This is a genomic window from Vibrio sp. 10N.261.55.A7, from assembly GCF_002877365.1.
In the GTDB taxonomy this organism is placed as follows: Bacteria; Pseudomonadota; Gammaproteobacteria; order Enterobacterales; family Vibrionaceae; genus Vibrio.
This window is the reverse complement of the sequence record NZ_MCWZ01000014.1, coordinates 18,272-44,633: the sequence shown is the minus strand read 5'-3', so window position 1 is coordinate 44,633 and position 26,362 is coordinate 18,272. Positions and strand designations below refer to the sequence as shown.

The window sequence follows — 26,362 nt, the reverse complement described above, 5'->3', positions numbered from 1 at the left end:
GCGAATTCAATTGACGACTGCGAGTTGAGGCATCAGCTCACCATCGAATAATCCACAATGTTCTAATACAAAAATGCCCATCTGAGATGGGCATTTTTACTATTAAGCAGTCTAACATCGTCTTCTCAAGGGAAGTTAGCTAGGGCTCTTGTTAACTTCATCAAGCTTACCGACAACCTCATTCTCTTCGAGCTTGTGCTTTTTACCTAACATCAATAAGCAGGGCGTAAGAACCAGAGTCAGCACGGTTGCAAACGCCAAACCACCAGCAACGGCTGTAGCTAGCTGAGACCACCATTGAGTGCTAGGTGCACCAAACTCTACTTTTTGGTTGATGAGATCTATGTTCATCTCCAGCACCATCGGTAGTAGGCCCAAGATGGTCGTAACGGTTGTCAGTAAAACAGGACGCAAACGTTGAACGCCCGTTCTTAGAATCGCCTCTTGTCGGCTTAAACCACGCTTAACGAGCTGATTAAAGGTATCAATCAATACGATGTTGTTATTGACAACAATACCAGCAAGCGCAATCACACCAATCCCTGACATAACGATACCAAATGGTTTCTGGAAGATCAGTAGCCCAGCAAACACACCCACCGTCGAAAACAGCACGGCACTGAGAATCAGAAAAGCTTGATAGAAGCTATTAAACTGAGTGACCAGAATCAGCGCCATGACCGCAAGAGCCACCATAAAGGCACTTTGTAGGAAAGCGGATGATTCATCTTGCTCTTCATTTTGACCACGGATTTTAAACTCAACCTCGCTTGGTAGACCAAGCTCGCTAATCGCTTGCTGAATCTTAGGCAGCTCAAGCGCTAGGTTATAGCCTTCACCAATATCTGCCATAATATTGATGACTCGATGCCCATCAATCCGTCGAATAGTATCTTGCTTATGATCAGGGACAATCTGAGCGAAGTTTGTAATTGGCACCAAACCTGCGGCCGTTTTTACCCTGAGCTGATCAAAACGCCCTATATCTCGCTTATCTTCTGGATAGCGAACAAGGATATCCACTTCTTCATTTGCATCATCAGGCAGGTAGTCACCAATCTTCAACCCGTTAGTCACAAATTGAACCGTATTACCCACCAAAGTAGCATCCGCAGCAAAACGAGAGGCATCATCTCGACGGATGTCGATTCGCCAATCAATCCCCTCTTTACTTGAGGTATCACTGATATTCGTAAAGGCAGGGTTATTATCAGCCCAATGGCGAACCATTTTAGCGGCTGCGTCGAGGTTATCGGGTATACGAGCCGACATTTCAATCACGAGGTCGTGCTCAACAGGTGGCCCTGCATCCGGAAACTTGAACTCTATCTCCACACCAGCAAATTTATCTGTCGTTTGCTTCAGCTCCTCAATGATGTCTTTCACACGGCGTCGGTACTGCCAATCGACAGGAGTGATCTGAATCTGACCGATTTCTTCATCACCACCCGTTTTGGTGTACACACTTTCAAATTCATCATGATCGAGCATGACGTTTTCGATCTCTTTCATAATGACGTCTTTTTCATTGATAGAGAGATCACCAAATGAGCGTACTTTTACAGTAAAGAAAGGGGGATCCACTTCAGGGAAAAATTCAGCACCTAAGCCCGCTTTTGCATAGGTAAAGCCAACCCCAATTGAAATCACAATCGCACCCAGTAAAATCTTCAATGGGTGTTTAATCGCCACCGCTAGAGTCTGATAATAAAGCTTGGTCAGCCCTTCCGCTTTCTCAAAGTTACCATCATGTAAGGCAACCATTTTGGCGCGATTAGCACTAGTGACATTTTGCGGCTTACCTATCAACCCACCAAGTACTGGCACAAACAACAATGCCATCACCAATGAAGCCGCCAGTGTGGCAATCAAAGTCAACGGCAAGTACTTCATAAACTCGCCGGTGATGCCGGGCCAGAACAACAGTGGAGCAAACGCTGCTAATGTCGTTGCCGTTGAAGCAATAATGGGCCAGGCCATACGCTTAGCGGCGTCTCGATATGCTTGTCTTCGGGGTGTTCCTTCCTGCATTCTCCTATCGGCAAACTCTGTGACAACAATGGCTCCGTCAACCAACATACCAACGGCCATGATTAACGAGAAAAGAACAACGATGTTGACCGTCAACCCAAATAGCGATAGCACCAACAACCCGGTTAAAAATGATCCTGGTATGGAGATCCCGACGAGCAGTGCTGTACGAACCCCCAGAATCGCAATGATCACAATAACAACCAAAATAATGGCGGACAGAATATTGTTTTGAAGATCATTAAGCATCTGCTTAACGTCTTTTGATTGATCCCACGTGTATTTGACCAAGAGGTTGTTTGGCCACTCAGAACGATTTTGTGCTTCAGCAAGTACTGTTTTCACTAACGCCACGGTATCAATGATGTTCTCACCCGCACGCTTTTTGACGTCGAGAACAACCGCTGATTTACCATCCAGTCGGGCAAAGCTCTCTGGATCTCTAAATGCTCGTCTGACCGTTGCGACATCACCGAAGGTAATGACTTGTTTGCCATCGACCTTAACAGGCAACTCCAAAACATCTTTTAATGAATCAAAGACAGAAGGTACTTTTACCGAGAATCGCCCATAGCCTGTGTCAACAAAGCCCGCAGCAACGACTTTGTTATTAAGTGCAATTAGATTGTAGATATCCGCTTGATCAAGTCCATAGCTTTCCATCAACAGAGGATCAACGATGATTTCAACGATGTCATCGCGATCGCCTGCAATATCGACTTCAAGAACTTGGCGATAGCTTTCTAATTTGTCGCGAATCTGACGGCTTATTTGAACGATCGTCCGCTCTGGAACCGTACCGTAAAGCACAACGGACAAGGCCGGCTCTTCAGACGCCAGTGTCACTTCATTGACCGTAGGCTCATCACTGTCAGCGGGTAACTTCGGTTTAGCGAGATCCACAGCATCGCGAACATCGGCCATTGCCTTACTTAAATCCGCACCCACATTGAATTCAAGCGTGACGGATCCATGCCCTTCAGACGCAACAGAGGTCATCTCTTTCACGCCTTCAATTGCTCTTAGCTCTTGCTCTATCGGCCTAACAAGCAATCGCTCTGCATCGGATGGAGAAATCCCTTGGTGACCGATTGAGACATAAATAATTGGAATCGTAATATCTGGACTCGATTCCTTTGGGATAGTGACGTAAGTACCAGCGCCAGCGATCAATATCAAAATCAGCAGGCTCATCATCGTTCGCGTTCGAGACAACGCAGCATCTATTAGTGCATACATACGTAACTCCTAAAGCTGCTGCGACGATTCTTGAGGATTAAACTCAACCGCCTCGACTGAATCACCATCACGCACAAAACCTTGCCCCACAGTAATGATCTTCACTTCATTCCCTAGACCAGACAGCCAAACACCATCTTGTTCTGCTTTAACCAATTGAATAGGAATGAACTTAACAACGTCGTCAGCAAGAGTTTTCACCCCTAGGTTCCCAACGGCATCAAGTGCCAACATTGCAGGAGTAACCTTAACGGCAAGCTGTTGGTTTAACGTCAACTCGACTTCTGCACTGATACCCGCAGGAATGCGTTGTTTAGGGTTCGGGATCTCAATTTCAATAGGAAAGGTATTTGTCGAAATGGAAGAAACACGGGAAATATATCGCAGTGTCCCTTCGACGATAGAGCCATCAATGAAGCGGATTTGAGCCGTTTGGTTTGCAACTAATTTCTGAATATGTCGCTCACTGATATCCGCTTCAATCACTAACTTGTTGAGATCGATAACCTTAGCAACAGGATCACCGATGCCAACAAAATCACCTTGCTCAATAAACAGGTGATCAACGATACCGGAGAAAGGGGCAGTGACCTGAGTATTTGATAGGGCCACTTTGACATTGCTCACGTTCGCTTTTGCTTCTATGAGAGATGCTTGCGCAGTAGCGTAGGCAACTTCTCCCTGAAGGCCTCTACTTTTCAAAGACTCTGCAGCGTTAAATTCTTTCTCTCGAACTTTCAGCATGGCTTGCGCACGTTGAAGTTGAATATCTAAATCGCCTTTATCAATAGAGGCAATAACTTGACCTTTCTTAACCGAGCCACCTTTACGGACGATTAAACGATCAATTTTTCCCGCAATTTCGGCACCAATTTGCGCTTTTTTATCTGGGGCTGTTCGGCCATAAAGATCAATTTTCTTAGGCGTGTCTTCGGCTTTAAAGGTTTGGTAAACCACTTTAGCTAAAGGAATAACTGGTTTGGATTCGCTCGCTTTCCCCTCTTCTGCTTGAAGAGAGCCTAAACCGAGCCATGATGTTAAGAGAATGATGAGAATGAGAGACACAAGCCAAGGACGCTGAGAAAAAAAGCGCGTGACGGGAAAACTAGCCATATAACTTCCTTTTGGTATTCCCCGCAATACATCCTCATTCGCAGGGCGCAGCTAGGTGTCTAACCTAACTGCATTATAATGTTTTTTATTACGCAAAATGTCTAAACGCTAAATGAAGCCCCGCAGCCACAGGTTGTTGTTGCATTCGGGTTGTCGATAAAGAATCGAGCACCTTCTAAGCCTTCAGTGTAATCAACGACCCCACCAACTAAGTATTGCAGGCTCATTGGGTCAACGACTAACGTGACTCCGCTATTAACGATTGTAGTGTCGCCATCATTAACATTTTCATCAAAGGTAAAGCCGTATTGGAATCCACTACAACCACCGCCTGTAATATAGACACGTAGCTTTAGCTCTGGGTTTTCTTCTTCTGAAATCAACGTTTGCACACGTGTTGCTGCTGCATCAGAAAAAGACAATGGTACATTTACTTCGCTCACGGCGACCTCTCTTACTTCGTGTAAATCCCCATCGGCTCATTATGTCGTAAACGAAATGCAAATGGGTGTATCTTTTTTAATAATGAATCGATTATCTAATACCTGACTTATTCGTTCAAGTATTCCTCGCTTGGAATCGAGTTTTCACTAAATTTGTCCTCAATATACCTGTTTAAGATGTGAAAAGGTGCAGAAAATTCAGCAAAAGATTTCTTGTTCCTACTCGGATCGGTACAATGCGAGACCACTTGGTCCCAATAATCAAACGAGGATGTACCGATGACCAAATCAGCAGAACTTTATCAAAAAGCTCAACAGACTATCCCTGGAGGGGTGAACTCTCCCGTTCGCGCTTTCAACGGTGTTGGCGGTTCTCCAATTTTTGTTGAACGAGCAGATGGTCCTTTGATTTTTGATGCTGACGGCAAAGCGTATATCGACTACGTCGGTTCTTGGGGACCAATGATTCTCGGTCACAACCATGGTGTAATTCGCGATGCGGTTATCGAAGCTGCTCAACGTGGCCTAAGCTTCGGTGCGCCGACTGAAACCGAAATCAACATGGCTGAGCTTGTATCAGAACTGGTTCCATCAATGGAGCAACTGCGCATGGTGAGCTCTGGTACGGAAGCAACGATGAGCGCAATCCGCCTGGCTCGTGGTTACACAGGTCGCGACAAAATCTTGAAGTTTGAAGGCTGTTACCATGGTCACGCTGACAGCTTGTTAGTTAAAGCCGGCTCAGGTGCATTAACACTTGGTCAACCAAGCTCTCCTGGCGTACCTGAAGATTTTGCGAAGCACACTCTTACCGCTGCATTTAACAACCTAGATTCTGTTCGTGAACTCTTCGCAGCGAATAAAGGCGAAATCGCTTGTATTATCGTTGAGCCTGTCGCGGGCAACATGAACTGCATTCCTCCTGTGGAAGGCTTCCATGAAGGGCTACGTGAAATTTGTGATCAAGAAGGTGCGTTACTTATTTTTGATGAAGTCATGACAGGTTTTCGCGTGGCATTAGGCGGCGCTCAAGCGCATTACAACATCAAACCCGATTTAACAACGTTAGGTAAAGTCATTGGCGGTGGCATGCCTGTCGGTGCTTTCGGCGGTTCTAAAGAAGTCATGCAGCACATCGCACCAACGGGTCCTGTATACCAAGCGGGTACATTATCTGGAAATCCGGTAGCAATGGCGGCAGGCTTAGCTTGTCTTAACTTGTTAAAAGAAGAAGGTAACGAAAAGCGTCTCGCGGATAAAACCAAATACATCGCTAACGGTTTTAAATCACTTGCAGATAAACACGGTATTCCATTAGCGGTCAATCAAGTGGGTGGGATGTTCGGCTTCTTCTTTACAGAGCAAGAGAGTATTACGTGCTACGAAGATGTGACTAAATGCGATATTGACCGCTTTAAGCGCTTCTTCCACCTAATGATTAAACACGGTGTTTACCTTGCGCCTTCAGCATTTGAAGCAAGCTTCCTATCGTTAGCTCACGATACAAAAGAACTTGAGGCAACACTAGAGGCCGCGGATCGCTGTTTCGCTATCCTTGCCCAAGAGGCATAATTAGTACCTCAAGCGAACGAGTTAAACTTAAAAAAAACGAGCTAAATTTTAGCTCGTTTTTTTATTGCCAATAGAGAATCACTAAAACAAGTAAAACCAACAGTATTAGCGTCACCCCGTTAATCGGCCACTTCTTACGCTTCTGCTTTTTATGCTCATCACAGCCGCCGTTACAACACCCCATTCAGCTCTCCTTTGGGTTCTCTATTAACGAGTACATTGATAACATTTTGATTTACCGTCATTATGACATAACACACATGAACGTAGGGCATCGAAGTGAAGGACAAAGTTCAAATAAACTCTAGCCATTGGGTATTAATTGCTGCACTCATAGCTTCGGCTTATGCCTGCTATTTACTGGTTGAACCGTACGTCAACTCCATCGTTATGGCGTTTATTATTTCGTTACTCATGTTTCCAATCCATGATTGGTTAGAAAAGAAGCTTCCGAAACACAAGAACACAGTCTCTCTCTTGTCTTGTGTTATTTTGACCTTCATTATTGTTCTTCCTTTGTTGGTTGTTTTTGCTGCTATCGTTCAACAAGGGTCGACTTTTTCGCACAGTACCTACCAGTGGGTGACTCATGGTGGAATCAATACACTGTTAGAGCACCCCTTGGTCGTAAAGGCCCTCGCATTTGCTAACACTTACCTGCCGTTTGATGAGATTAAGCCTCAAGAAATTGCCACAAAGATTGGGCAGTTTGCCACGACATTTGGATCGAGCCTCGTTGCTATAAGCGCAAAGATTTTGGGTAACGCGACCCATTTTCTTATGGATTTCTTCTTAATGCTGTTTGTATTGTTTTTCTTGCTTCGTGATCATGACAAAATCATCAGCGCAATCCGTCACATACTGCCTTTATCTCGTAGCCAAGAAGATCGACTCTTAACAGAAATTGAACAAGTCTCTAAATCCGCAGTCATGGGATCCTTTCTAACGGCAATCGCTCAAGGCTTTGCTGGCGGAATAGGCATGTGGCTAGCTGGCTTTCCGGGGTTGTTCTGGGGAACAATGATGGGCTTTGCGTCCTTTATTCCGGTTGTCGGTACTGCACTTATCTGGATTCCCGCGACTGTTTACCTCTACTTGACCGGCGATACGAATTGGGCAATTTTCTTGGCTATCTGGAGTGTTGCTATTGTCGGTTCTATCGATAATCTACTGCGCCCTTTGCTCATGCAAGGCAGTGCGGGTATGAATACACTGATGATATTTTTCTCACTGCTTGGTGGTATACAACTCTTTGGTTTAATAGGACTTATTTACGGGCCGTTGATTTTTGCCATCACCATCGTGTTGTTTACAATCTATGAAGAGGATTTCAAGGGTTTCCTAACCAAGCAAGATAATAGTTAACCCCAACACGAAAGACTTCTAGCAGAGGGCAGATTGTGAGAAAATCAGCCCTCACTTGATCTACTACAGAATGAACCATGTCTGCATATACTACCCCTAGTCAAATCGCACAACGCCAACTTGCTTATTTCAACGGGAAGCATGTCCTAGTTGCCGGAGAAGCCGAAGATCTGTTTCCTCTAGAGTTAGTTGATCACTGTGAATCGGTATCCATCTACACGACAAACTATGGTTATTACAGACAGGTAAAAACGCACTCCCAGCTTAACTGCTATTTTGGCGCCGAATTAACGGAGTCAACCCAAGCAGATATGATTCTACTCTATTGGCCTAAAGCGAAAGCGGAAGCAGAGTTTTTGCTTACAATGCTACTGAGTAAGCTTGGAAAAGATACCGAAATTGTCGTTGTCGGTGAAAATCGTTCTGGAGTACGAAGCATTGAAAAGATGTTCAAAACTTATGGGCCTATTACTAAGTTTGACTCCGCGAGGCGCTGCTCTTTCTACTGGGGACAATGCTTAGAGCAACCAGCTCGTTTCTCGTTAGAAGATTGGTATAAGAGTTATCAGGTTAATTACAACAACCAAGAATTAACCATTAAAAGCCTGCCGGGCGTCTTTAGCCATGGTGAGTTCGATGTCGGTAGCAAGCTTTTACTCGACACACTACCAACACTTAAAGGCAAAGTACTCGATTTCGGTTGTGGAGCCGGCGTTCTAAGCGCGGTCATGGCGAGCCAAAATCCCGATATAGAGTTAGAAAGCTGTGATATTAGTGCGTTGGCCGTTGCCTCAACAAAGCAAACACTCCTGGCAAATGGTTTAACCGGGAACATATTTGCCAGTGATGTCTATTCAGATTGCAGTAAAGACTACCAATTTATTGTCAGTAATCCGCCATTTCATTCAGGCCTAGATACTAGCTACAGTGCGACGGAAACCTTATTAGCCGAAGCGCCAAGCAAGTTAAAACATATGGGCCAATTGGTGATTGTGGCTAATAGTTTCTTAAAATACATACCGATCATAGAAAATGCATTTGGTCATTGTGAGACGCTAAATAAGACCAATAAATTTGCCATCTACAACGCAAACAAAGGTTAGCCAACTAAACGTACGGATTAAGCGCCTTAAGAAATACGTCTAATCCGTCGCCAAAGCTCTGCGAATTGGTGCTTTTATGCGCCTTTGAACACGAATTGCTACTGACTTACTTGTCAAAGGAAAAAAACTCGTTAATTTTGTCATTCTACGCATTTTTACTTTGCTTGGTGAAACTGGTTTCATCATTTACTGAAAGGAAAGTAACGCCTTATTATGTTCAGGTTTTATCGCAAACAAAAATTCAAACGCCTCCAAAACACCTTGATGTTGGCATTCTTGGTTCTAAGCCTTACGCCTTTGACCGTCGTGGCACTGTTTTTCCTCCATTCACACAGTACCGATCTTCAAGAGCAGAGTACATCGCATGTCACCTCCGTTCGAGACACCAAGCGACAGCAAGTTATCGACTATCTCTATGCTAAAGAGTCTGAGGTTATGGGCTTTGTGCGCTCAGAACTCGCTCACGCAAGTGGTGGCCGCTTCTATGGACTGGTTAACGCCTTTCAGAACTTGGGCCCAGACATAGAACAAGCAAGAAGTCATGCTCAGCAAAGATTTATCGAAGGCTCAGGCGATCAGATTCGTACGTCAATTCTTCCACAATCAACCTCTTATGCAGGAAGTGAACGATACCGACTGCTACACAAGCGCTATCACTGGGCCTATCAAGAGCTACTTAAACGTTCTGATTTTGAGGATATTTTGCTTGTCGATCGAACAGGTAATGTGACTTACTCTATTTATAAATATGACTATTTCGGAACCAACCTTGTTACGGGCAATTACAAGGATGACAACCTCGGTTTAGCGTTCAAAAAGTTACAAACGATCTTAAAAGAAAAACATTCAACCAATCCCGATTTTACGCCAGTCATCATCTCTGATTTTTCTCCCAATAGCGAAGGGAAATCTGTCGCTTGGCTTGGGGCACCGATCATCCAACAGGGCTACCTCCATAGCTATGCGATGTTTAGGCTACCAAACAATGGCATAACGAAACTGATTGCAGACATCAGTAAAACCTCTTCGATGAGAACATTGCTCGTTGGACAAGATGAACAAAGTCGAACCATGGCTTTTCAACAAGACGATATCGCAACCAGTACCGAAGTGATTAAGTTAGCGCTACAAGGTTTGAACTCTGTTGGCACTTATACAAACACCGAAAATGAAAAAACTATCGCGGCTTACAGCCCTATCAGCTTTAGAGACCTAAACTGGGCCATCGTGGTTGAAGTCGCAGAGAAAGAGGCATTTGCTCGCGTCCACCAACTTGAGAAACTGTTTGTCATCGCTATGCTGACCGCTTTAGTACTTGTGGTTATCGCTTCTCACTACCTATCAAACTTCATTACATCGCCACTGCTAAAACTGACCTGGGCTGCGGAAAAGGTTTCAGCGGGTGATCTCGATGAAACGATGATTAACACGGAACGTAAAGATGAGATTGGGCGCTTAGCCGTTAGCTTTGAGCGTATGCAACGTTCAATACGCGAAAAGATGATCCTCATAAAGTCTCAAAATAGTGAGCTAGAAAGTAACCTTCACTTAATCAAGAAACAGAATGAAGAGTTACACCTAGCCAACAAGCTAAAAGATGAATTCTTAGCCACCACCTCTCATGAACTTCGCACCCCTTTACATGGCATGGTCGGCATTGCTGAGTCATTAGTCTCAGGGGCGAACGGCCCAATTACCGCCGATCATAAATACCAACTCAACATCATTATAAGTAGTGGGCAGCGCCTAACGACCTTGGTCGATGATTTGTTGGACTACCATAAAATGCGTTATGGAAATCTTGACATTAATACTTGTGCTGTCGATCTATCCAGCGCGACCCGTTTAGTTCTAGAGCTCTCTCACCACTTACTTGGCAACAAGCCAATCCGTATCATCAACCAAGTACCCGATGAAATGTTATGGGTTTCGGCTGACCCACAACGCTTGGAGCAAGTGCTTTACAACCTTATTGGTAATGCCATTAAATTTACTTCTGAAGGCAAGATTGTAATCTCAGCGAATGTCGTCGACGATAATCTACGAGTACAAGTGGTCGATACTGGCCAAGGGATACCCGCTGAACAGTTGGAACATATCTTTGAACCATTGATTCAAGCTGGCTCAGATTCTAGTCGTTATAGGCAGGGAACAGGCCTGGGGCTATCTATTAGTCGCCAGTTAATCGAATTGATGAATGGCTCACTCTACGTAAGCAGCCAGCCGATGGTGGGAACGACTTTCAGTTTCACTCTTCCACTCGCACTGGACAGTGAGATTGAAGCCGCTGGATTCGGAGAAACCAGCCATTTTAACGCACCAGATCTGAATGAGATTGTACTGCCAGATCAGAACAGCCTTCCGGAGAACCCGCAAGGGCCACTGCTTCTCATTGCTGATGATGAGCCCGTCAACCTTCGCATTCTAGATAGCTTCTTACGTATTGAAGGTTATAGAGTCAGAACCGCAAAAGACGGCAATGAAGCGCTGGAGCAGGTTGAAAAAGAGAAACCGGAGCTATTGCTGCTCGACGTCATGATGCCTGGGCTTTCTGGTTACAGCGTCTGCGAAAAACTACGAGAGCAATATGACCATTCAGAATTACCCGTCATCATGTTGACCGCTCTAAACCAGTCTGACGACCGAGTACGTGGATTCGAAGCTGGCGCCAATGACTACTTGTCTAAACCCTTTAATAAACAAGAGTTAGCCGCTCGAATTACGGCGCACCTCGCGGCTAGCCAAGCCGAAAAACGTCGAATTGAAAACTCTAAACTGCAAATAGAGCTGAAACACAGAGCGATGGTTGAAGCAAGCTTGCTTGAGACACAAGGTCGTTTACTCGAGCAATTAGAATCCGCTCCCGAAGCGATTGTCTGTATTCGAGACGACAACAAGGTCCGTTTTGCCAATGAAGCCGCATCTAAGTTGTTCAAACGCACACCAGAGCAATTAAAGCGCTCCATTGCCGATGAAATGATTGCGCCTAAATACCTTCTGGTTGAACAAGAGCACTATTGCGGCAATATAGATATTTACATTGAGGACATTCGCCAAAACATCTCTACCGATATTCTTAAGCTGCCAGAAGAATCTGGCTTGAAAGCGATGTACATCTTTAACGTTGGCGGAAGTGTCAATGCAGCGAGAATAGGAAACCTAGAAACAGCGATTGAGGCGTTATCTAGCTATGCATTCGAAGGAGACAAGGAAAAACTTCAACAGCTCAAAGAGCTAGGTGGTGAGTTCACTCGAATAGCTGACCGTGCTGGAGGAGAAACTCAATCACGACAAGATGTGATGAGAGAGGTTCTAGTTGAAGCGATGACAAGTGCTATCGATTATTGGGAGAGGGTGACAGGCCAGACTAAATTCGCTTTCGCTGAACAGAGTGGATTGTGGCGTGTGTACCTTGACCGAAGTACTCTGCAAACTCGAACCCTGGATAAGTACCTCCGTAAAGAGACGCTGCCCAACACCCCACGTTGGAGAACAGTGCTCAATTCTATTGATTACATATTGGAACACTGTCAGGAGTCGAGTCCACAACGATCTCACTTAATGGTACTCAGAGATAAACTGCAAAAGTTGTTAACTAGCTAAGTTTCGTAGATATCCCCCTAAGGCCTGTTTATACAGGCCTTTTTTTGTTCTATAGAGAGTCTCTCCTTCTGCTCTCACAGTTACGATTCACTCCCCTATCGTCCTCTCCTGTTGCTAGTCCGTCGAACCGCATTCACCCCCAACTCTACAACTTCTAAAGGCCTCGCACTTAAGGTGGATGGCACTGAGCTATACAGCGACAAAGCCTCATCTAAGGCTCCCTAGGAAAAAACACCAACAGAGTTATAGGGTTATTTTTCCTCGTAAATTTACTGAACTAACAACGCAATATTTGGATGAATTCTTGTGCTAAAAAGCAATTCTCTCGTTGAAAAGTCGTTTACGTTTGAATATTGAGAAGCGAGTCACAACAATACGTCAGATTTAATTTTCACGTATAATTAACGTAAATAATGGCTAGTGACGGAGATCTCAATAATCAAAGTGAGAAATAAAAGCCCTGCAAAATAAGATCAATTGGAATAGTAACCACTTACAAACTGTGGAGTATAACGTCAAAAGTGAGATGTTGAACTGCGTATAATCTAGAACAAAAAATAATCACAAAACGAATTTTTAACGTTAATGACGGAGAGCATGCAGGTTTTAACGTTTTTGACGGGAATGGTGTTTGAAAAAAAGTCCGGCACAGTGTTTTCTTATAGGGCCTAAGGCTTACAGGCCACTTTGTATTGAATTGTTTCTAGCCAATCGCTTAAAGCAACTCGAAGGATAAACAATGGTATGCCTTGGGGAGTGTTAATCAATTGATGACATTCACATCCATTAGTGAAACTAAACAAAAGTAAGGACACAGCTATGACAGCTATGCTTGCCAATTTAAAAAAAACAAAGTTAGCGTTTGCAGTACTTGCAGCAGCGACTACTGTAGTTACAGCACCAATCGCCTCTGCATCAGAACGTAGTGAACTAACTGTAGTTCCAAAGTTTTTCCCAACTTTCGTTCGTAACTTCAACCCTTATCTACAAACTCAGCTAGATACAGTTCAAGATTTCATCTATGAGCCACTAGTTGTTTTTAACGAATTAAAAGGGAATGAGCCTGTATTACGTTTGGCAGAAAGCTACAAAATGTCAGATGACCTAAAGCAAGTTTCTTTTGTCATCCGTGACGGTGTAAAATGGTCTGATGGTGAAGCATTTACAGCAGAAGATGTAGCATTTACATTTAACATGCTTAAAAAGCACCCTGAGCTTGACCGCACAGGTATCAACGCTCGTTTAGACAAAATCACTGCATCAGGCAACACAGTGACTTTCGATCTAACAGAAGCAAACTCAAACCTTCCATACCTAATCAACAAAGTATCTATTGTTGCAGAGCACGTATGGAGCAAGGTTGAAGATCCATCACGCTTCACTAACGAAAACCCAGTGGGTACAGGTCCATTTACTGAGATCGAAACCTTCACTCCTCAACTTTACACTCAGTGTCGTAACCCTAACTACTGGGATGCAGACAACCTAGATGTTGACTGTCTACGTCTACCACAAGTTGCTGGTAACGAGCAGTTCCTAGGTCAAGTTCTAAGCGGTCAGTTTGACTGGTCTTACTCTTTCATTCCTGACGTAGACAGCACTTACGCAGCAGCTAGCCCAGATAACAAATACTGGTACCCTGCTGGCGGTAGCCAAGCATTTGTATTCAACTACAAATCGCCAGAAGCTGGTAACTCAGAAGCTATCAACAACATTGATTTCCGTCGCGCATTCTCTATGGCTATTGACCGTGAAACAATCATCGAAATCGCATTCTACGGCGGCGGTGTAGTGAACGATTACGCTTCAGGTCTTGGCGCTGCATTCGCATCTTGGTCTGATGACGAAGTGTACAACAAGTACAAGCCATTCATGACTTACAACGTTGACAACGCTAAAGCACTTCTAAAAGAAGCTGGTTTCGTTGATACAAATGGCGATGGTTTCGTTGAAACTCCAACAGGTAAGAAACTTGAACTCGCTATCCAATCACCAAACGGTTGGACTGACTTCAACAACACAGTACAACTGAGTGTTGAAATGCTAGAAGAAGTAGGCATCAAAGCGAAAGCAGCGACTCCTGACTTCTCTGTTTACAACCAAGCGATGCTAGACGCAACTTATGATGTTGCTTACACGAACTACTTCCACGGTGCAGATCCATACACTTACTGGGATAGCGCGTACCACTCTCGTTTCCAAGCAAACCAAGGCATGCCTCGTTTTGCACTGCACTACTGGAACGACAAAGAGCTTGATAAAGCACTAGATGGTTTCTACCAAACGGCAGACCGTGATGAGCAAGTTAAGATCGCTCACACAATCCAAGGCATCATCGCAGAGAACCAAGTAACTGTTCCTGTAATGTCTGGCGCGTACACTTCTCAATATAACACTTCTCGTTTCACGGGTTGGTGGAATGAAGAGAATCCACAAGGACGTCCAATGCCAATCACCAACACGCAAGAACGTCTACTGCAAGTACTTGATCTAAAGCCTAAGTCTTAATTAGGTTCTAATTTACGGTGCGCACCTTGCGCACCGTCACTTCCCCCTCCTACTGTTAATTGTGGCGCTTTGCGTCAGGGGGATTTTTGTCTTAAATCTGGTGCACAACAGTGCTGGATGACTAAGGTGTGAGTTATGGGTTTCTTTATTCGTCGGTTATCTTTCTATTTGATAGCACTTTTATTTGCAATAACACTGAATTTTATTTTGCCTAGAGCAATGCCTGGTGACCCAGTTACCATGATGTTTGCTAATGCAAATTCACAGGTTACGCCAGAACGAATCGCAGCAATGAAAGATCTGCTTGGGTTTGTTGATGGACCAATCTACGAACAGTATTTCATCTACCTAAAAGGTATCCTTACTTGGGACCTAGGTATCTCAATTCAAACGTTCCCTCAAACTGTAAACGAAGTTTTAGGTGGCGCTGTTGGTTGGTCTCTTTTCCTAGCGGGTTCTGCAGTAGTACTAGCATTCTGTATTGGCTCAACATTAGGTATTTTCGCAGCGTGGAAACGTGGCAGTAAATATGACGCATTCATTTCACCGGGAATGATGGTGGTTCAAGCCGTTCCCCCTGTTGTAGTCGCAATGCTGGTGCTATACACCTTTGCCTATGGCGCTAAATGGTTCCCATCTACTTATGCCTATACTGCCGGTACGATTCCAGACTGGACAAGTTGGGAATTCTTGAAAGATGTTGCATACCACGCTGTATTGCCACTTTTCTGTGCAACCATCATCCAAATCGGTGGCTTCTTGATCAACATGCGTAACAACATGATCAACCTGCTCAATGAAGATTACATCACAATGGCAAAGGGTAAAGGTCTAAGCGAAAACCGCGTTGTCTTTAACTACGCAGCTCGAAACGCGATGCTTCCAAGTGTTACCGCTCTTTCAATGGCGCTAGGTATGGCCATCGGCGGTCAGCTGATCATCGAGATGATATTCAACTACCCTGGTCTTGGTACGGTACTACTGAATGCTATTCATGCACGTGACTATCAAGTCCTGCAAGGTCAGCTACTCATCATGACTTTATTTATGCTGTTCTTTAACTTCCTAGCCGACATCCTTATCGTGGCACTTGATCCTCGCCTACGCAAAGGGGGTAAATAATTATGAAAAACTTAATAAAATTATTCTCGAATAACCATAAGGCACTGGTTGGCTTTTCAATTATCATGCTTTTCATTTTCGCCGCTATTTTTGCTCCAGTTATTACAAAGTATGAGCCAAATAAGCGTACAGGTAACCCACACGAGTACCCTGCATTTGTCGTGAAGTCAGCGCAGGCGAACCCAGATGGTTGGGTTGCTCAAAACTTAGCAGATAGCCGTCGCACGCTTCTACTATCTAAGAAAGCTGAGCACACATTGGGCACGACTCGCATGGGTCGAGATGTCTGGTCACAAGTTGTTTATGGTGCACGTACCTCACTAGCTGTGGGCTTCGGTGCTGGTTTAATGGTGTGTGTGTTGGCAACCATCATCGGTGTTTCAGCTGGTTACTTTGGTGGACGCGTGGATGATGTGTTATCCGCTGCAATGAACATCATGCTCGTCATCCCTCAATTGCCATTACTGTTTGTCATCGCCGCCTTCATAGGTGCAGCAGGCCCATTAACCATAGCGTTGGTAATCGGTGCCACCTCCTGGGCATGGGGGGCAAGGGTTGTACGTTCACAAACGCTATCTCTACGTGAAAAAGAATTTGTTAAAGCAGCAGAAGTACTGGGTGAATCATCGTTCAGAATCATCTTTGTTGAAATTCTACCGAACCTTATTTCAATCGTTGGTGCAAGCTTCATCGGCTCTGTAATGCTAGCTATTATGACAGAAGCAACATTGTCGTTCTTAGGCCTTGGTAACCCAAGTACTGTTAGCTGGGGCATCATGCTTTACAACGTAAACACATCCTCTTCAATGATTGTTGGCGCTTGGTGGGAGCTTCTAGCACCTTGTTTCGCACTGACTTTCTTAGTGGTTGGTCTTGCATTGCTTAACTTTGCTGTCGATGAAATTGCTAACCCTCAACTACGTTCTCACAAAGGAATGAAGCGCTGGAAAACGCTTGCAGAGCAAGACAAAACTGAGCGCGAACCAACACTACCACCACAAAATTCACTTTGGAGCGGAGATAAATAATCATGACTGAGCCACTAATTTCTATCCGCAATTTATGCGTCGACTACATTACAGACGCGGGCGATATCCGCGCATGTAACAACGTGAGTTTTGATATCGCACCAGGCGAAGTCTTTGGCCTAGCCGGTGAATCCGGTTGTGGTAAATCCACTGTTGCTTTTTCTTTGATGCGTCTACATAAGCCACCTGCATTTATCACGGGCGGTGAGGTCATCTTCAACGGTGAAAACATCCTGCAATACAGCGACGAAAGAATGCAATCTTTCCGTTGGAGTGAGATGTCAATGGTGTTCCAAAGTGCCATGAATGCACTAAACCCAGTACTGACGATGCAAGACCAGTTCTGTGACGTGATTATGCGTCACACGAACATGACTCGTGAACAAGCGATTAAACGTGCAGAAGGGTTATTGGAAATCGTTGATATCCACCCTAGCCGCTTGACCGATTACCCACACCAGTTCTCAGGTGGTATGCGTCAGCGTTTGGTTATTGCGATTGCGTTAGCACTGAATCCAAAAATGATCATCATGGATGAGCCAACAACGGCCCTTGATGTGGTTGTTCAGCGAGAGATTCTACAAAAAATCTACGCACTTAAAGAAGAGTTTGGTTTCTCTATATTGTTCATTACTCATGATTTGTCATTGATGGTCGAGTTCTCTGACCGCATCGGCATCATGTACTCGGGTGAATTGATTGAGGTAGCACCATCTAAAGAGATTCTAGAAAGCCCTTACCACCCTTACACCAAAGGGCTGGGTAGTTCTTTCCCTCCATTGATCGGACCTAAAACTAAGCTACAAGGCATTCCAGGTAATCCACTTAACTTACTTGAAATCCCTCAAGGTTGTCGTTTCCAAGCTCGTTGTGACCGCGTCCACGAAGCATGTACTAAGGTGCCGACACACTTACGTCAGATAGAAGAAAACCGCTTCTCTAACTGCCACTTATATGGCGAACCTATTGCTCAGGCAAAGGCATAACTAGCTCGAATGAGCGTAAGACTCTGACGTAGATATAAGAATTTCTGGAGACAATTATGAGCAATGAATATGGCGAACTACTGGTAGAAGGAAAGAATGTCATAAAAGACTTTCCTATCAGCAGTAATACATTACAACAGCCAATGATGCGTGCAATCAATGACGTATCTTTCAAAATGTACAAAAGCCGTGGCCTTGCGGTTGTAGGTGAATCAGGTTCTGGTAAATCAACGACGGCAAAAATGATCGCAAAAATGTACGCACCGACTGATGGTGTAATTGAGTACAAAGGTCGCGACATTCAAGATATCACAGCGAGAAAAGACCTAATGCATTACCGTGAAGGTGTGCAAATGGTATGGCAAGACCCGTTTGGTTCATTAAACCCAACGCACAATATTTTCCACCATATTGCTCGTCCTTTGATCATTCACAATAAGGTGTCAGCGAGCAATAAAAAGGAATTGGAAGAGCGCGTTTATGACTTACTTGAGCAAGTAGGCCTTATTCCACCAAAAGCAACGGCGGAAAAATTCCCTCACCAGCTATCAGGTGGTCAACGCCAACGTGTCAACCTAGCACGAAACATCGCGGTAGGCGCAGAAGTGGTGTTGGCGGATGAACCTACATCCATGCTCGATGTATCTATCCGTGCTGGTGTACTTAACCTAATGGAAGAGATGAAATTTGAGAAGCAAATGTCTCTTCTATACATTACCCATGATATCGCTACTGCTCGTTACATCGCGGAAGACATCTCAGTGATGTACGTCGGTCACATGGTGGAATGGGGCGATACCGATGAAGTCATAGCAAACCCTCAACACCCTTACACCAAACTGCTTGTATCTGCGGTTCCAGATCCAAGTAAATCCATTCATACCAAGCTTGAAGGTAACAAGGGTGAAATCCCACTATGGACGCCAGCGTCTGCGGGATGCCCATTTGCCGGACGTTGTACTCATGCAATGGATAAATGTAAAGAACACCTTCCTGAAGTCACACAGCTTTCAGATAACCATTTTGTTCGCTGTTACTTATACGATTAATAACACATAACAATCCACCTAGAGCTAAGTTTGATCGCTTGGCTCTAGGCATAAAAAATAATAATCATTATAAATTCGGAGATATTTGATGCAGTTACTCACTAACCATATCGGTTATGAAGTACAGGGTACTAAGCAAGCCATCATCATGACTAAAGAGAAAACCCTCTCTAGTATGAATGCGCAAGTAGTACGTGCTAGTGATCATCAGATTGTTTTATCTCTTCCAGTCAGTGCCGGAAAGAGCTGTGCACAGTGGCATCAAGGTCACTTTTACAGCATCGACTTTTCTCAACTCGTCGCCCCTGGCCATTACTATATTTCATATCAAAATACTCGTTCAGAAAACTTTGAAATTTCTGAGGGTATTTTGATGCAGCAAACATTTTCAGATGTGCTGCACTATTTTAAGTCACAACGATGTGGTGGGATTTTTGATCAACAGGATAAGCAAGTACCGCTGCTAGGCACAAATGTCACTGCCGACGTGCATGGCGGCTGGTACGATGCTTCTGGTGACGTCAGTAAATACCTGAGCCACCTTTCTTATGCCAATTACTTAAACCCTCAGCAAATACCCATGGTGGTATGGAACATGCTGAAAGGGTTAACCCTTTTAGAAAATCACTCAGGTTTTGCTCCTTTTTCTCGCACTCGCCTTACGGAAGAGGCTTTGTTCGGTGCTGACTTCTTAGTTCGGATGCAAAACACTGAGGGATTTTTTTACATGACGGTCTTTGACAAATGGAGCAAAGACATCAATCAACGCGACATTTGTGCTTATGAAACTCAAGACGGCCATAAAAGCGATGATTACCAAGCAGGTTTTCGTCAAGGCGCAGGGGTATCAATCGCAGCCTTAGCCGCCGCCGCCCGCTTATCAGAGCATGGTGAGTACTCTCAAACGGATTACCTTCAAGCCGCAGAGCGAGGATACTGGCACCTTGTTGAATACAATACTCAGTACCTTAATAACGGTGAAGAAAACATCATTGATGAGTATTGTGCGTTGCTTGCTTCCACTGAGCTATATCGCACATCCAATGAAGAAAAATATCTCATTCAAGCAAGGCTTTGGGCGACTCGTTTAATGGATCGTCAACGATCAGATTCAAATGTCGATCATTTTTGGTCTGCAAATTCAGATGGTTCTCGCCCATATTTCCATGCGGCCGAAGCAGGGTTACCTGTTATCGCGTTATGCGAATACCTTTCTATAGAAGTAGACAACAGCGCTGCATCGCGCGCAAAAGAAGTCATTCAATCGGCCTGCCAATTTGAACTCTCTATCACGGCTAACGTCGCTAACCCATTTGGTTACCCTCGTCAGTACGTAAAATCAGTGGATGGAGACAAACGAGACGCGTTTTTCGTCGCACAAAACAACGAGAGCGGTTACTGGTGGCAAGGTGAGAATGCTCGATTAGGGTCGTTGGCCAGCATGGCTTTCTCAGCTCAACCATTCATCGATGATGCGAAGCTAAAACAACAACTGACTGATTACGCTCAAAACTCTCTTAACTGGATAGTAGGGCTTAATCCTTACAACATGTGCATGCTCGATGGGCATGGTCACAATAATCCTGAGTATTTACCTCACTTAGGTTTCTTCAATGCCAAAGGTGGTGTCTGCAATGGCATTACGGCTGGCTTTGAAAATGAACAAGACATCGCCTTCAATCCTGACGGCCAAAAGGACGACATGCTACAAAACTGGCGCTGGGGTGAACAATGGATTCCGCATGGAGCATGGTACATGCTCGCTGTCATCAACCAATATAAGCACTTTGTTTCTAATACGGGAGAGAAATAATTATGACGCTTTTTTACGTTGGTATTGATGGTGGTGGAACATCATGTCGCGCGCGTATTCGCACCCAAGATGGCCAATTTATTGGTGAAGCCAAAAGTGGTAGCGCAAATATCCTTCTTGGGGTTGATGTTGCGATGTCCTCTATTATCAATGCGATTGACGCAGCTGCTCAGCAAGGAGGGTTAACCTCTACTGATTATCCTTCAATGCACGTTGGGCTCGCACTTGCTGGTGCAGAGCATAAATCGGCTTGGACGCAATTCATGGCACTCGACCACCCATTTGCCAGCATAACACTGAACACCGATGCTTATGGTGCCTGTGTCGGTGCTCACAATGGCAGTGATGGTGCAATCATGATTGGTGGTACTGGGTCGTGTGGCATCTTACTTAAAAATGGTCAACAGCATGTCGTTGGGGGACGTGAGTTTCCTATTTCAGACCAAGGTGGTGGCGCAGTGATGGGTTTAAGGCTCATACAGCAGGTGTTACTCACTCAGGATGGCATTCGACCTGACACAGCCCTCTCTAGGCATGTCATGAATCACTTTAACAACGATATTGATCAAATCGTTGAGTGGTCTAAGAGCGCAATTCCGAAAGACTATGGCCAATTCTCTCCAGCTATTTTCCAGTTGGCCAACGAAGGCGACGAGTTGGCGATTGAAATGCTCAAACAAACCGCTTCTGACATTGAAATGTTTTTGGTTGCTCTCAATCGTAAGGGCGCTGACAAAATCTGTCTCATGGGCAGTATTGCTGAACGCATCGTCGCATGGTTGTCTCCGCCCGTTCAGCAGTGGATTGTAAAACCACAATTTGACGCTATTGAAGGTGCACTAATGTTCGCCGGCAAAAAAAAGCACAACTTGTACTGAGGATCTAAGATGAGTTATAGAGTAGATTTAGCAGTACTTTCAGAGCAAAACCCAGCCTGTCGTTTTGCCCTAACGTTACATAATCTGAGTGATCAAGATATTCAAAATTGGTCATTTAACTTTATTATGGATCGATACATCCAACCCCAAAGCGTATCAAATGGTCAGCTGACTCAAGTCGGCAGTTACTGTGTTCTAAAACCAAATACACAAGTATTAAAAGCTAATGACCACTTCTATTGTGAATTCAGTATTCATACGGCACCACTAAGATTTTACACTGATGGCCTTAAAGACGCTGTGCTGGTCAACACTGACACTGATGAGCGCCATGCCGTAACAATGACACCAGTGGTATTGGCATCGCCATATCGCCAACGAGCAGAGATTCCGCATGTAAAGGCGGCGGAAATCTGCGTCATTCCGAAGCCAAGTAAAATAGAAACGTCACCAGGGCATTTTACTTTAAGTGGTAAAAGCCAAATAACCTTGCAAGCAAGCACTGCAGACGGCGCAGCAAACTGGCTTCAACAGGAATTACTCACTCTTTTTAACTTTAAGACTCATTCGATCGGTCGTAGTGATATTCGCTATCGCACCAATCCTATTTGTGACAAGAATGAGTATCAGCTTACGGTGGATCAAAGTGGAGTCACTCTTGAAGCAAATTCATCGGCTGGCTTTGTTCACGCTACCGCTTCTTTTATCCAACTGATCCAAGAAAACAACGAAGAAAATGCACTCCACATTCCTTTCGTTCAGATATCAGATACGCCTCGATACGACTACCGCGGCATGATGCTTGATTGCTCTCGTCACTTTCACCCGATAGAAACCGTTAAGCGCCTGATCAATCAACTGGCTCACTACAAATTTAATACCTTTCACTGGCACTTGACTGATGATGAAGGCTGGCGAATTGAAATAAAAGCCTTTCCAGAGTTGACTAATGTCGGCTCTCATCGCTCAACACAGTCAGAGCTTGAACCTCAATTTAGTCATATTGATCAAGCGTACTCTGGCTTTTACAGCCAAGAACAGATCAAAGAGATCATCGCCTTTGCACAGCAACGTGGAATTACGATCATTCCTGAGATAGATGTGCCAGGCCACAGTCGAGCTGCGATCAAGGCACTGCCTGAATTGCTTGTCGACCCCGATGATCAATCTGAATACCGTAGCATTCAAAACTACAGCGACAACGTACTCTCTCCAGGGTTGCCAGGTACTTACACCTTTTTAGAGAAAGTACTTGAAGAGGTTGCCGCACTATTCCCGTCTCCATGGATTCACATTGGTGCCGATGAAGTGCCCAATGGCGTTTGGGAGAAAAGTGAGAAATGCCAATCCCTAATGGAAGAGCATGGCTATAAGGATCCAAAAGAACTTCAAGGTCACTTGCTTCGCTTTGCCGAAAAGAAACTTCGTTCACTTGGGAAGCGCATGGTCGGTTGGGAAGAAGCTCAACACGGAGACAAAGTCAGTAAAGACACCATCATCTATTCATGGCTTAGCGAAGAAGCGGCCTTAAAGTGTGCGAAACAAGGGTTTGACGTCATTTTGCAACCGGCGCAACACACGTATTTGGATATGGCGCAAGATTACGCACCAGAAGAACCAGGGGTTAACTGGGCGAACGTTTTACCCATTAAGCAAGCTTACCAATATGAGCCGCTAGCTGACATCGATGCTAGCGACCCAATTAAGAAACGCATTCTAGGTGTTCAATGTGCCTTATGGTGTGAAATCGTCACCCATCAAGAGCGCATTGATTACATGATATTCCCACGTTTAACTGCCATGGCTGAAGCCTACTGGACCAGCAATGAACAGCGAGACTGGGATGACTATTTAACGCGACTGAAAGGCCATTTGCCTCTGCTAGACAAGCAGAATGTTCAATACCGTTCACCGTGGAAGTAAGACTCAAGTTAAGAGCGTTTTTCGCTCTTTTAAATTTCACTAGCACTTATTTTGGCTGTTGTATTAGCAGCCTATACAAAAGGATAGAACCATGAAATACGGCTATTTCGATAATGAGAATCGTGAATACGTCATCACTCGCCCTGACGTTCCAGCACCTTGGACTAACTACCTAGGTACTGAAAAGTTTTGTACTGTAATCTCTCACAACGCTGGTGGTTACTCATTCTACAATTCGCCTGAATATAACCGCGTGACTAAGTTCAGACCCAATGCATCGTTTGATCGTCCTGGACACTATGTGTACCTACGTGACGATGAAACCGGTGATTACTGGTCGATTTCATGGCAGCCAGTTGCAAAAAGCTTAGACGAAGCGAGCTACGAAGTTCGTCACGGCCTGTCTTACTCAAAATTCAAATGTGAGTACAGCGGAATCAGCGCTGAAAAAACGCTTTTCGTACCAAAAGGTGAAGATGCAGAAGTTTGGGACGTGGTCATCAAAAACACATCTGACAAGCCGCGTAAAATCAGTGCTTTCTCTTTTGTTGAGTTTTCATTCAGCCATATTCAATCGGATAATCAAAACCACCAGATGTCTCTGTACTCTGCGGGTACAGAATATAAAGATGGTGTTATTGAGTACGATCTTTACTACAACACGAATGACTTTGAAGGTTTCTACTACTTAGCTTCAACATTTGACCCAGATTCCTATGACGGTCAACGCGATAACTTCTTAGGTCTATACCGTGACGAAGCGAATCCAATCGCCGTTGAAAAGGGCCAATGTTCAAACAGTGCTCAAACTTGTTACAACCACTGTGGTTCACTCCATAAGCAATTTACTATTCAGCCAGGTGAAGAAGTACGTTTCGCTTACATCCTTGGAATCGGTAAAGGGAACGGTGATCGCTTACGTACAAAGTACCAAGATCTGGCCAATGTTGATGCCGCTTTTGCTGGTATTAAAGAGCACTGGAATGAGCGTTGCGACAAGTTCCAAGTTAAATCTCCAAATGAAGGCCTAGATACCATGATCAATGCTTGGACTTTGTACCAAGCTGAAACGTGTGTTGTTTGGTCTCGCTTTGCATCTTTCATTGAAGTCGGTGGGCGTACTGGCCTTGGCTACCGTGATACCGCACAAGATGCGATCTCGGTGCCGCACGCTAACCCTGAAATGACTCGTAAGCGTCTCGTCGATCTTCTACGCGGACAAGTCAAAGCAGGTTATGGCCTGCACTTGTTCGATCCTGATTGGTTTGATCCAGATAAAGCCGACGTTGAGCCATCGAAATCTCCAACGGTTGTCCCTACTCCATCTGATGATGACAAGATCCACGGTATCGAAGACACCTGTTCTGATGATCACTTATGGCTAGTACCAACCATCTGTAAATACGTGATGGAAACGGGCGAAGAAAGCTTCTTCGACGAGCAAATCCCATACGCAGATGGCGGCAATGCCAGCGTTTATGACCACATGAAAGCGGCGCTGGACTTCTCAGCAGAGTACGTTGGTCAAACCGGTATTTGTAAGGGTCTTCGTGCGGACTGGAATGACTGTCTAAACCTTGGTGGCGGCGAGTCTTCTATGGTTTCATTCCTACACTACTGGGCACTTGAAGAGTTCCTAGACCTTGCGAAGCACCGTGGAAATGACGAGGATGTTGCTAAGTATACAGAGATGGCAGCAAACGTACGTGAAGCTTGTGAAACACACCTTTGGGACGAAGAAGGCGGTTGGTATATCCGTGGTCTAACAAAAGACGGCGATAAGATTGGTACCGCTCAACAGACAGAAGGTCGAATTCACCTAGAGTCAAATACACTGGCCGTCTTGTCAGGTGCTGTTTCTCAAGAGCGTGGTGAAAAAGCGATGGATGCGGTTGATGAGAACCTTTACTCAGAATACGGTCTGCACCTGAATTCACCTTCTTTTGCAACACCAAACGACGACATTGGCTTTGTTACACGAGTTTACCAAGGCGTTAAAGAGAATGGCGCTATCTTCTCTCACCCGAACCCGTGGGCATGGGTCGCTGAAGCTAAATTGGGCCGTGGTGACCGTGCAATGAAGTTCTACGATGCACTGAACCCATACAACCAAAACGACATGATCGATAAGCGTATTGCTGAACCGTACTCGTATGTTCAATTCATTATGGGACGCGATCACCAAGATCACGGTCGAGCAAACCACCCATGGCTAACGGGCACATCCGGCTGGGCTTACTTTGCTGTGACGAACTTCATTCTAGGTGTTCGAGTCGGTTATGAAGGTCTTACTGTTGACCCATGTATTCCAACAGACTGGCCAGGGTTTGAAGTAACCCGTCAATGGCGCGGCGCTACCTACAACATCAAGGTTGAAAACCCATCATCAGTGAGCAAAGGCGTGAAATCAATGACGCTTAACGGCCAGTCTGTTGAAGGTGCTCTGCCGGTACAGGCCGAAGGAAGTGTCAACGAAGTCGTTGTCATTCTAGGCTAATCTGCATTTTTAGTGAAAAGTGACCTTCGCTTGAAGGTCACTCTAACTCACATTTTTGCTGCTATTCGTTGAGAGTCCTCTCAAATCAG

General features: G+C 44.8%; 17 protein-coding genes. 13 read left to right on the top strand and 4 right to left on the bottom strand.

Annotated elements, in window-relative coordinates; translation table 11 throughout:
• Positions 1-135 precede the first annotated feature (135 nt).
• From BCU12_RS01475 to erpA, 3 genes are all read right to left on the bottom strand, one after another.
• Positions 136-3,270: an efflux RND transporter permease subunit gene (locus BCU12_RS01475; RefSeq protein ID WP_102402629.1), complete on the bottom strand. Its 3,135-nt coding sequence runs from the start codon at positions 3,268-3,270 to the stop codon at positions 136-138.
• A gap of 9 nt (positions 3,271-3,279) precedes the next feature.
• Complete coding sequence (locus tag BCU12_RS01470) at positions 3,280-4,383, bottom strand: efflux RND transporter periplasmic adaptor subunit (protein WP_102402628.1); 1,104 nt, start codon at positions 4,381-4,383, stop codon at positions 3,280-3,282.
• A gap of 101 nt (positions 4,384-4,484) precedes the next feature.
• Positions 4,485-4,826 carry an iron-sulfur cluster insertion protein ErpA gene (gene erpA / locus BCU12_RS01465; RefSeq protein WP_102402627.1) on the bottom strand — a complete coding sequence of 114 codons (342 nt, stop codon included), beginning with the start codon at positions 4,824-4,826 and terminating at the stop codon, positions 4,485-4,487.
• A 279-nt stretch (positions 4,827-5,105) separates the two neighbouring features.
• Between erpA and hemL the strand changes: the two genes are divergently transcribed.
• The gene (hemL, locus tag BCU12_RS01460) at positions 5,106-6,398 is read left to right on the top strand and encodes a glutamate-1-semialdehyde 2,1-aminomutase (RefSeq protein ID WP_102402626.1); all 1,293 of its coding nucleotides are present in this window, start codon (positions 5,106-5,108) and stop codon (positions 6,396-6,398) included.
• Positions 6,399-6,459: 61 nt separating this feature from the next.
• On the opposite strand, the gene BCU12_RS23650 is transcribed toward hemL, so the two are convergent.
• Complete coding sequence (locus BCU12_RS23650) at positions 6,460-6,582, bottom strand: hypothetical protein (protein ID WP_277871244.1); 123 nt, start codon at positions 6,580-6,582, stop codon at positions 6,460-6,462.
• Between the two features lie 95 nt (positions 6,583-6,677).
• On the opposite strand from BCU12_RS23650, the gene BCU12_RS01455 reads away from it, so the two are divergent.
• The 12 genes from BCU12_RS01455 (at position 6,678) to BCU12_RS01400 (ending at position 26,273) form a co-directional block, all read left to right on the top strand.
• Entirely contained in the window at positions 6,678-7,763 is a 1,086-nt protein-coding gene (locus tag BCU12_RS01455; RefSeq protein ID WP_102402625.1) for an AI-2E family transporter, read from the top strand.
• Between the two features lie 77 nt (positions 7,764-7,840).
• A complete protein-coding gene (gene rsmC, locus BCU12_RS01450) occupies positions 7,841-8,866 on the top strand; it encodes a 16S rRNA (guanine(1207)-N(2))-methyltransferase RsmC (RefSeq protein WP_102402624.1) in 1,026 nt (341 codons plus the stop codon).
• 213 nt (positions 8,867-9,079) lie between these two features.
• Positions 9,080-12,469 (top strand): response regulator, encoded by a 3,390-nt coding sequence (locus tag BCU12_RS01445; protein ID WP_102402623.1) that lies wholly within the window; start codon positions 9,080-9,082, stop codon positions 12,467-12,469.
• A gap of 828 nt (positions 12,470-13,297) precedes the next feature.
• Positions 13,298-14,977: an ABC transporter substrate-binding protein gene (locus tag BCU12_RS01440; RefSeq protein WP_102402661.1), complete on the top strand. Its 1,680-nt coding sequence runs from the start codon at positions 13,298-13,300 to the stop codon at positions 14,975-14,977.
• Positions 14,978-15,112: 135 nt separating this feature from the next.
• Complete coding sequence (locus BCU12_RS01435; protein WP_102402622.1) at positions 15,113-16,099, top strand: ABC transporter permease; 987 nt, start codon at positions 15,113-15,115, stop codon at positions 16,097-16,099.
• A gap of 2 nt (positions 16,100-16,101) precedes the next feature.
• Positions 16,102-17,127, top strand: coding sequence for an ABC transporter permease (locus BCU12_RS01430; RefSeq protein WP_102402621.1), 1,026 nt, complete (start codon positions 16,102-16,104; stop codon positions 17,125-17,127).
• Positions 17,128-17,129: 2 nt separating this feature from the next.
• Positions 17,130-18,113 carry an ABC transporter ATP-binding protein gene (locus tag BCU12_RS01425; protein ID WP_102402620.1) on the top strand — a complete coding sequence of 328 codons (984 nt, stop codon included), beginning with the start codon at positions 17,130-17,132 and terminating at the stop codon, positions 18,111-18,113.
• Between the two features lie 56 nt (positions 18,114-18,169).
• A complete protein-coding gene (locus tag BCU12_RS01420) occupies positions 18,170-19,162 on the top strand; it encodes an ABC transporter ATP-binding protein (protein WP_102402619.1) in 993 nt (330 codons plus the stop codon).
• Positions 19,163-19,250: 88 nt separating this feature from the next.
• Positions 19,251-20,975 carry a glycoside hydrolase family 9 protein gene (locus BCU12_RS01415; RefSeq protein ID WP_102402618.1) on the top strand — a complete coding sequence of 575 codons (1,725 nt, stop codon included), beginning with the start codon at positions 19,251-19,253 and terminating at the stop codon, positions 20,973-20,975.
• Positions 20,976-20,977: 2 nt separating this feature from the next.
• Positions 20,978-21,853 (top strand): N-acetylglucosamine kinase, encoded by an 876-nt coding sequence (locus BCU12_RS01410; protein WP_102402617.1) that lies wholly within the window; start codon positions 20,978-20,980, stop codon positions 21,851-21,853.
• A gap of 9 nt (positions 21,854-21,862) precedes the next feature.
• Complete coding sequence (locus tag BCU12_RS01405) at positions 21,863-23,776, top strand: family 20 glycosylhydrolase (RefSeq protein WP_102402616.1); 1,914 nt, start codon at positions 21,863-21,865, stop codon at positions 23,774-23,776.
• A gap of 91 nt (positions 23,777-23,867) precedes the next feature.
• The gene (locus BCU12_RS01400; RefSeq protein WP_102402615.1) at positions 23,868-26,273 is read left to right on the top strand and encodes a N,N'-diacetylchitobiose phosphorylase; all 2,406 of its coding nucleotides are present in this window, start codon (positions 23,868-23,870) and stop codon (positions 26,271-26,273) included.
• Positions 26,274-26,362: the final 89 nt, after the last annotated feature.

Excerpts from the sequence above, each read along its gene's own strand:
- BCU12_RS01400 (WP_102402615.1), top strand. The coding sequence starts at position 23,868 with ATGAAATACGGCTATTTCGATAATGAGAATCGTGAATACGTCATCACT.
- BCU12_RS01410 (WP_102402617.1), top strand. The coding sequence starts at position 20,978 with ATGACGCTTTTTTACGTTGGTATTGATGGTGGTGGAACATCATGTCGC.
- hemL (WP_102402626.1), top strand. The coding sequence starts at position 5,106 with ATGACCAAATCAGCAGAACTTTATCAAAAAGCTCAACAGACTATCCCT.
- BCU12_RS01445 (WP_102402623.1), top strand. The coding sequence starts at position 9,080 with ATGTTCAGGTTTTATCGCAAACAAAAATTCAAACGCCTCCAAAACACC.
- BCU12_RS01415 (WP_102402618.1), top strand. The coding sequence starts at position 19,251 with ATGCAGTTACTCACTAACCATATCGGTTATGAAGTACAGGGTACTAAG.
- BCU12_RS01425 (WP_102402620.1), top strand. The coding sequence starts at position 17,130 with ATGACTGAGCCACTAATTTCTATCCGCAATTTATGCGTCGACTACATT.
- BCU12_RS01440 (WP_102402661.1), top strand. The coding sequence starts at position 13,298 with ATGCTTGCCAATTTAAAAAAAACAAAGTTAGCGTTTGCAGTACTTGCA.
- rsmC (WP_102402624.1), top strand. The coding sequence starts at position 7,841 with ATGTCTGCATATACTACCCCTAGTCAAATCGCACAACGCCAACTTGCT.
- BCU12_RS01430 (WP_102402621.1), top strand. The coding sequence starts at position 16,102 with ATGAAAAACTTAATAAAATTATTCTCGAATAACCATAAGGCACTGGTT.
- BCU12_RS01405 (WP_102402616.1), top strand. The coding sequence starts at position 21,863 with ATGAGTTATAGAGTAGATTTAGCAGTACTTTCAGAGCAAAACCCAGCC.
- BCU12_RS01470 (WP_102402628.1), bottom strand. The coding sequence starts at position 4,383 with ATGGCTAGTTTTCCCGTCACGCGCTTTTTTTCTCAGCGTCCTTGGCTT.
- BCU12_RS01420 (WP_102402619.1), top strand. The coding sequence starts at position 18,170 with ATGAGCAATGAATATGGCGAACTACTGGTAGAAGGAAAGAATGTCATA.
- BCU12_RS01475 (WP_102402629.1), bottom strand. The coding sequence starts at position 3,270 with ATGTATGCACTAATAGATGCTGCGTTGTCTCGAACGCGAACGATGATG.
- BCU12_RS01435 (WP_102402622.1), top strand. The coding sequence starts at position 15,113 with ATGGGTTTCTTTATTCGTCGGTTATCTTTCTATTTGATAGCACTTTTA.
- BCU12_RS23650 (WP_277871244.1), bottom strand. The coding sequence starts at position 6,582 with ATGGGGTGTTGTAACGGCGGCTGTGATGAGCATAAAAAGCAGAAGCGT.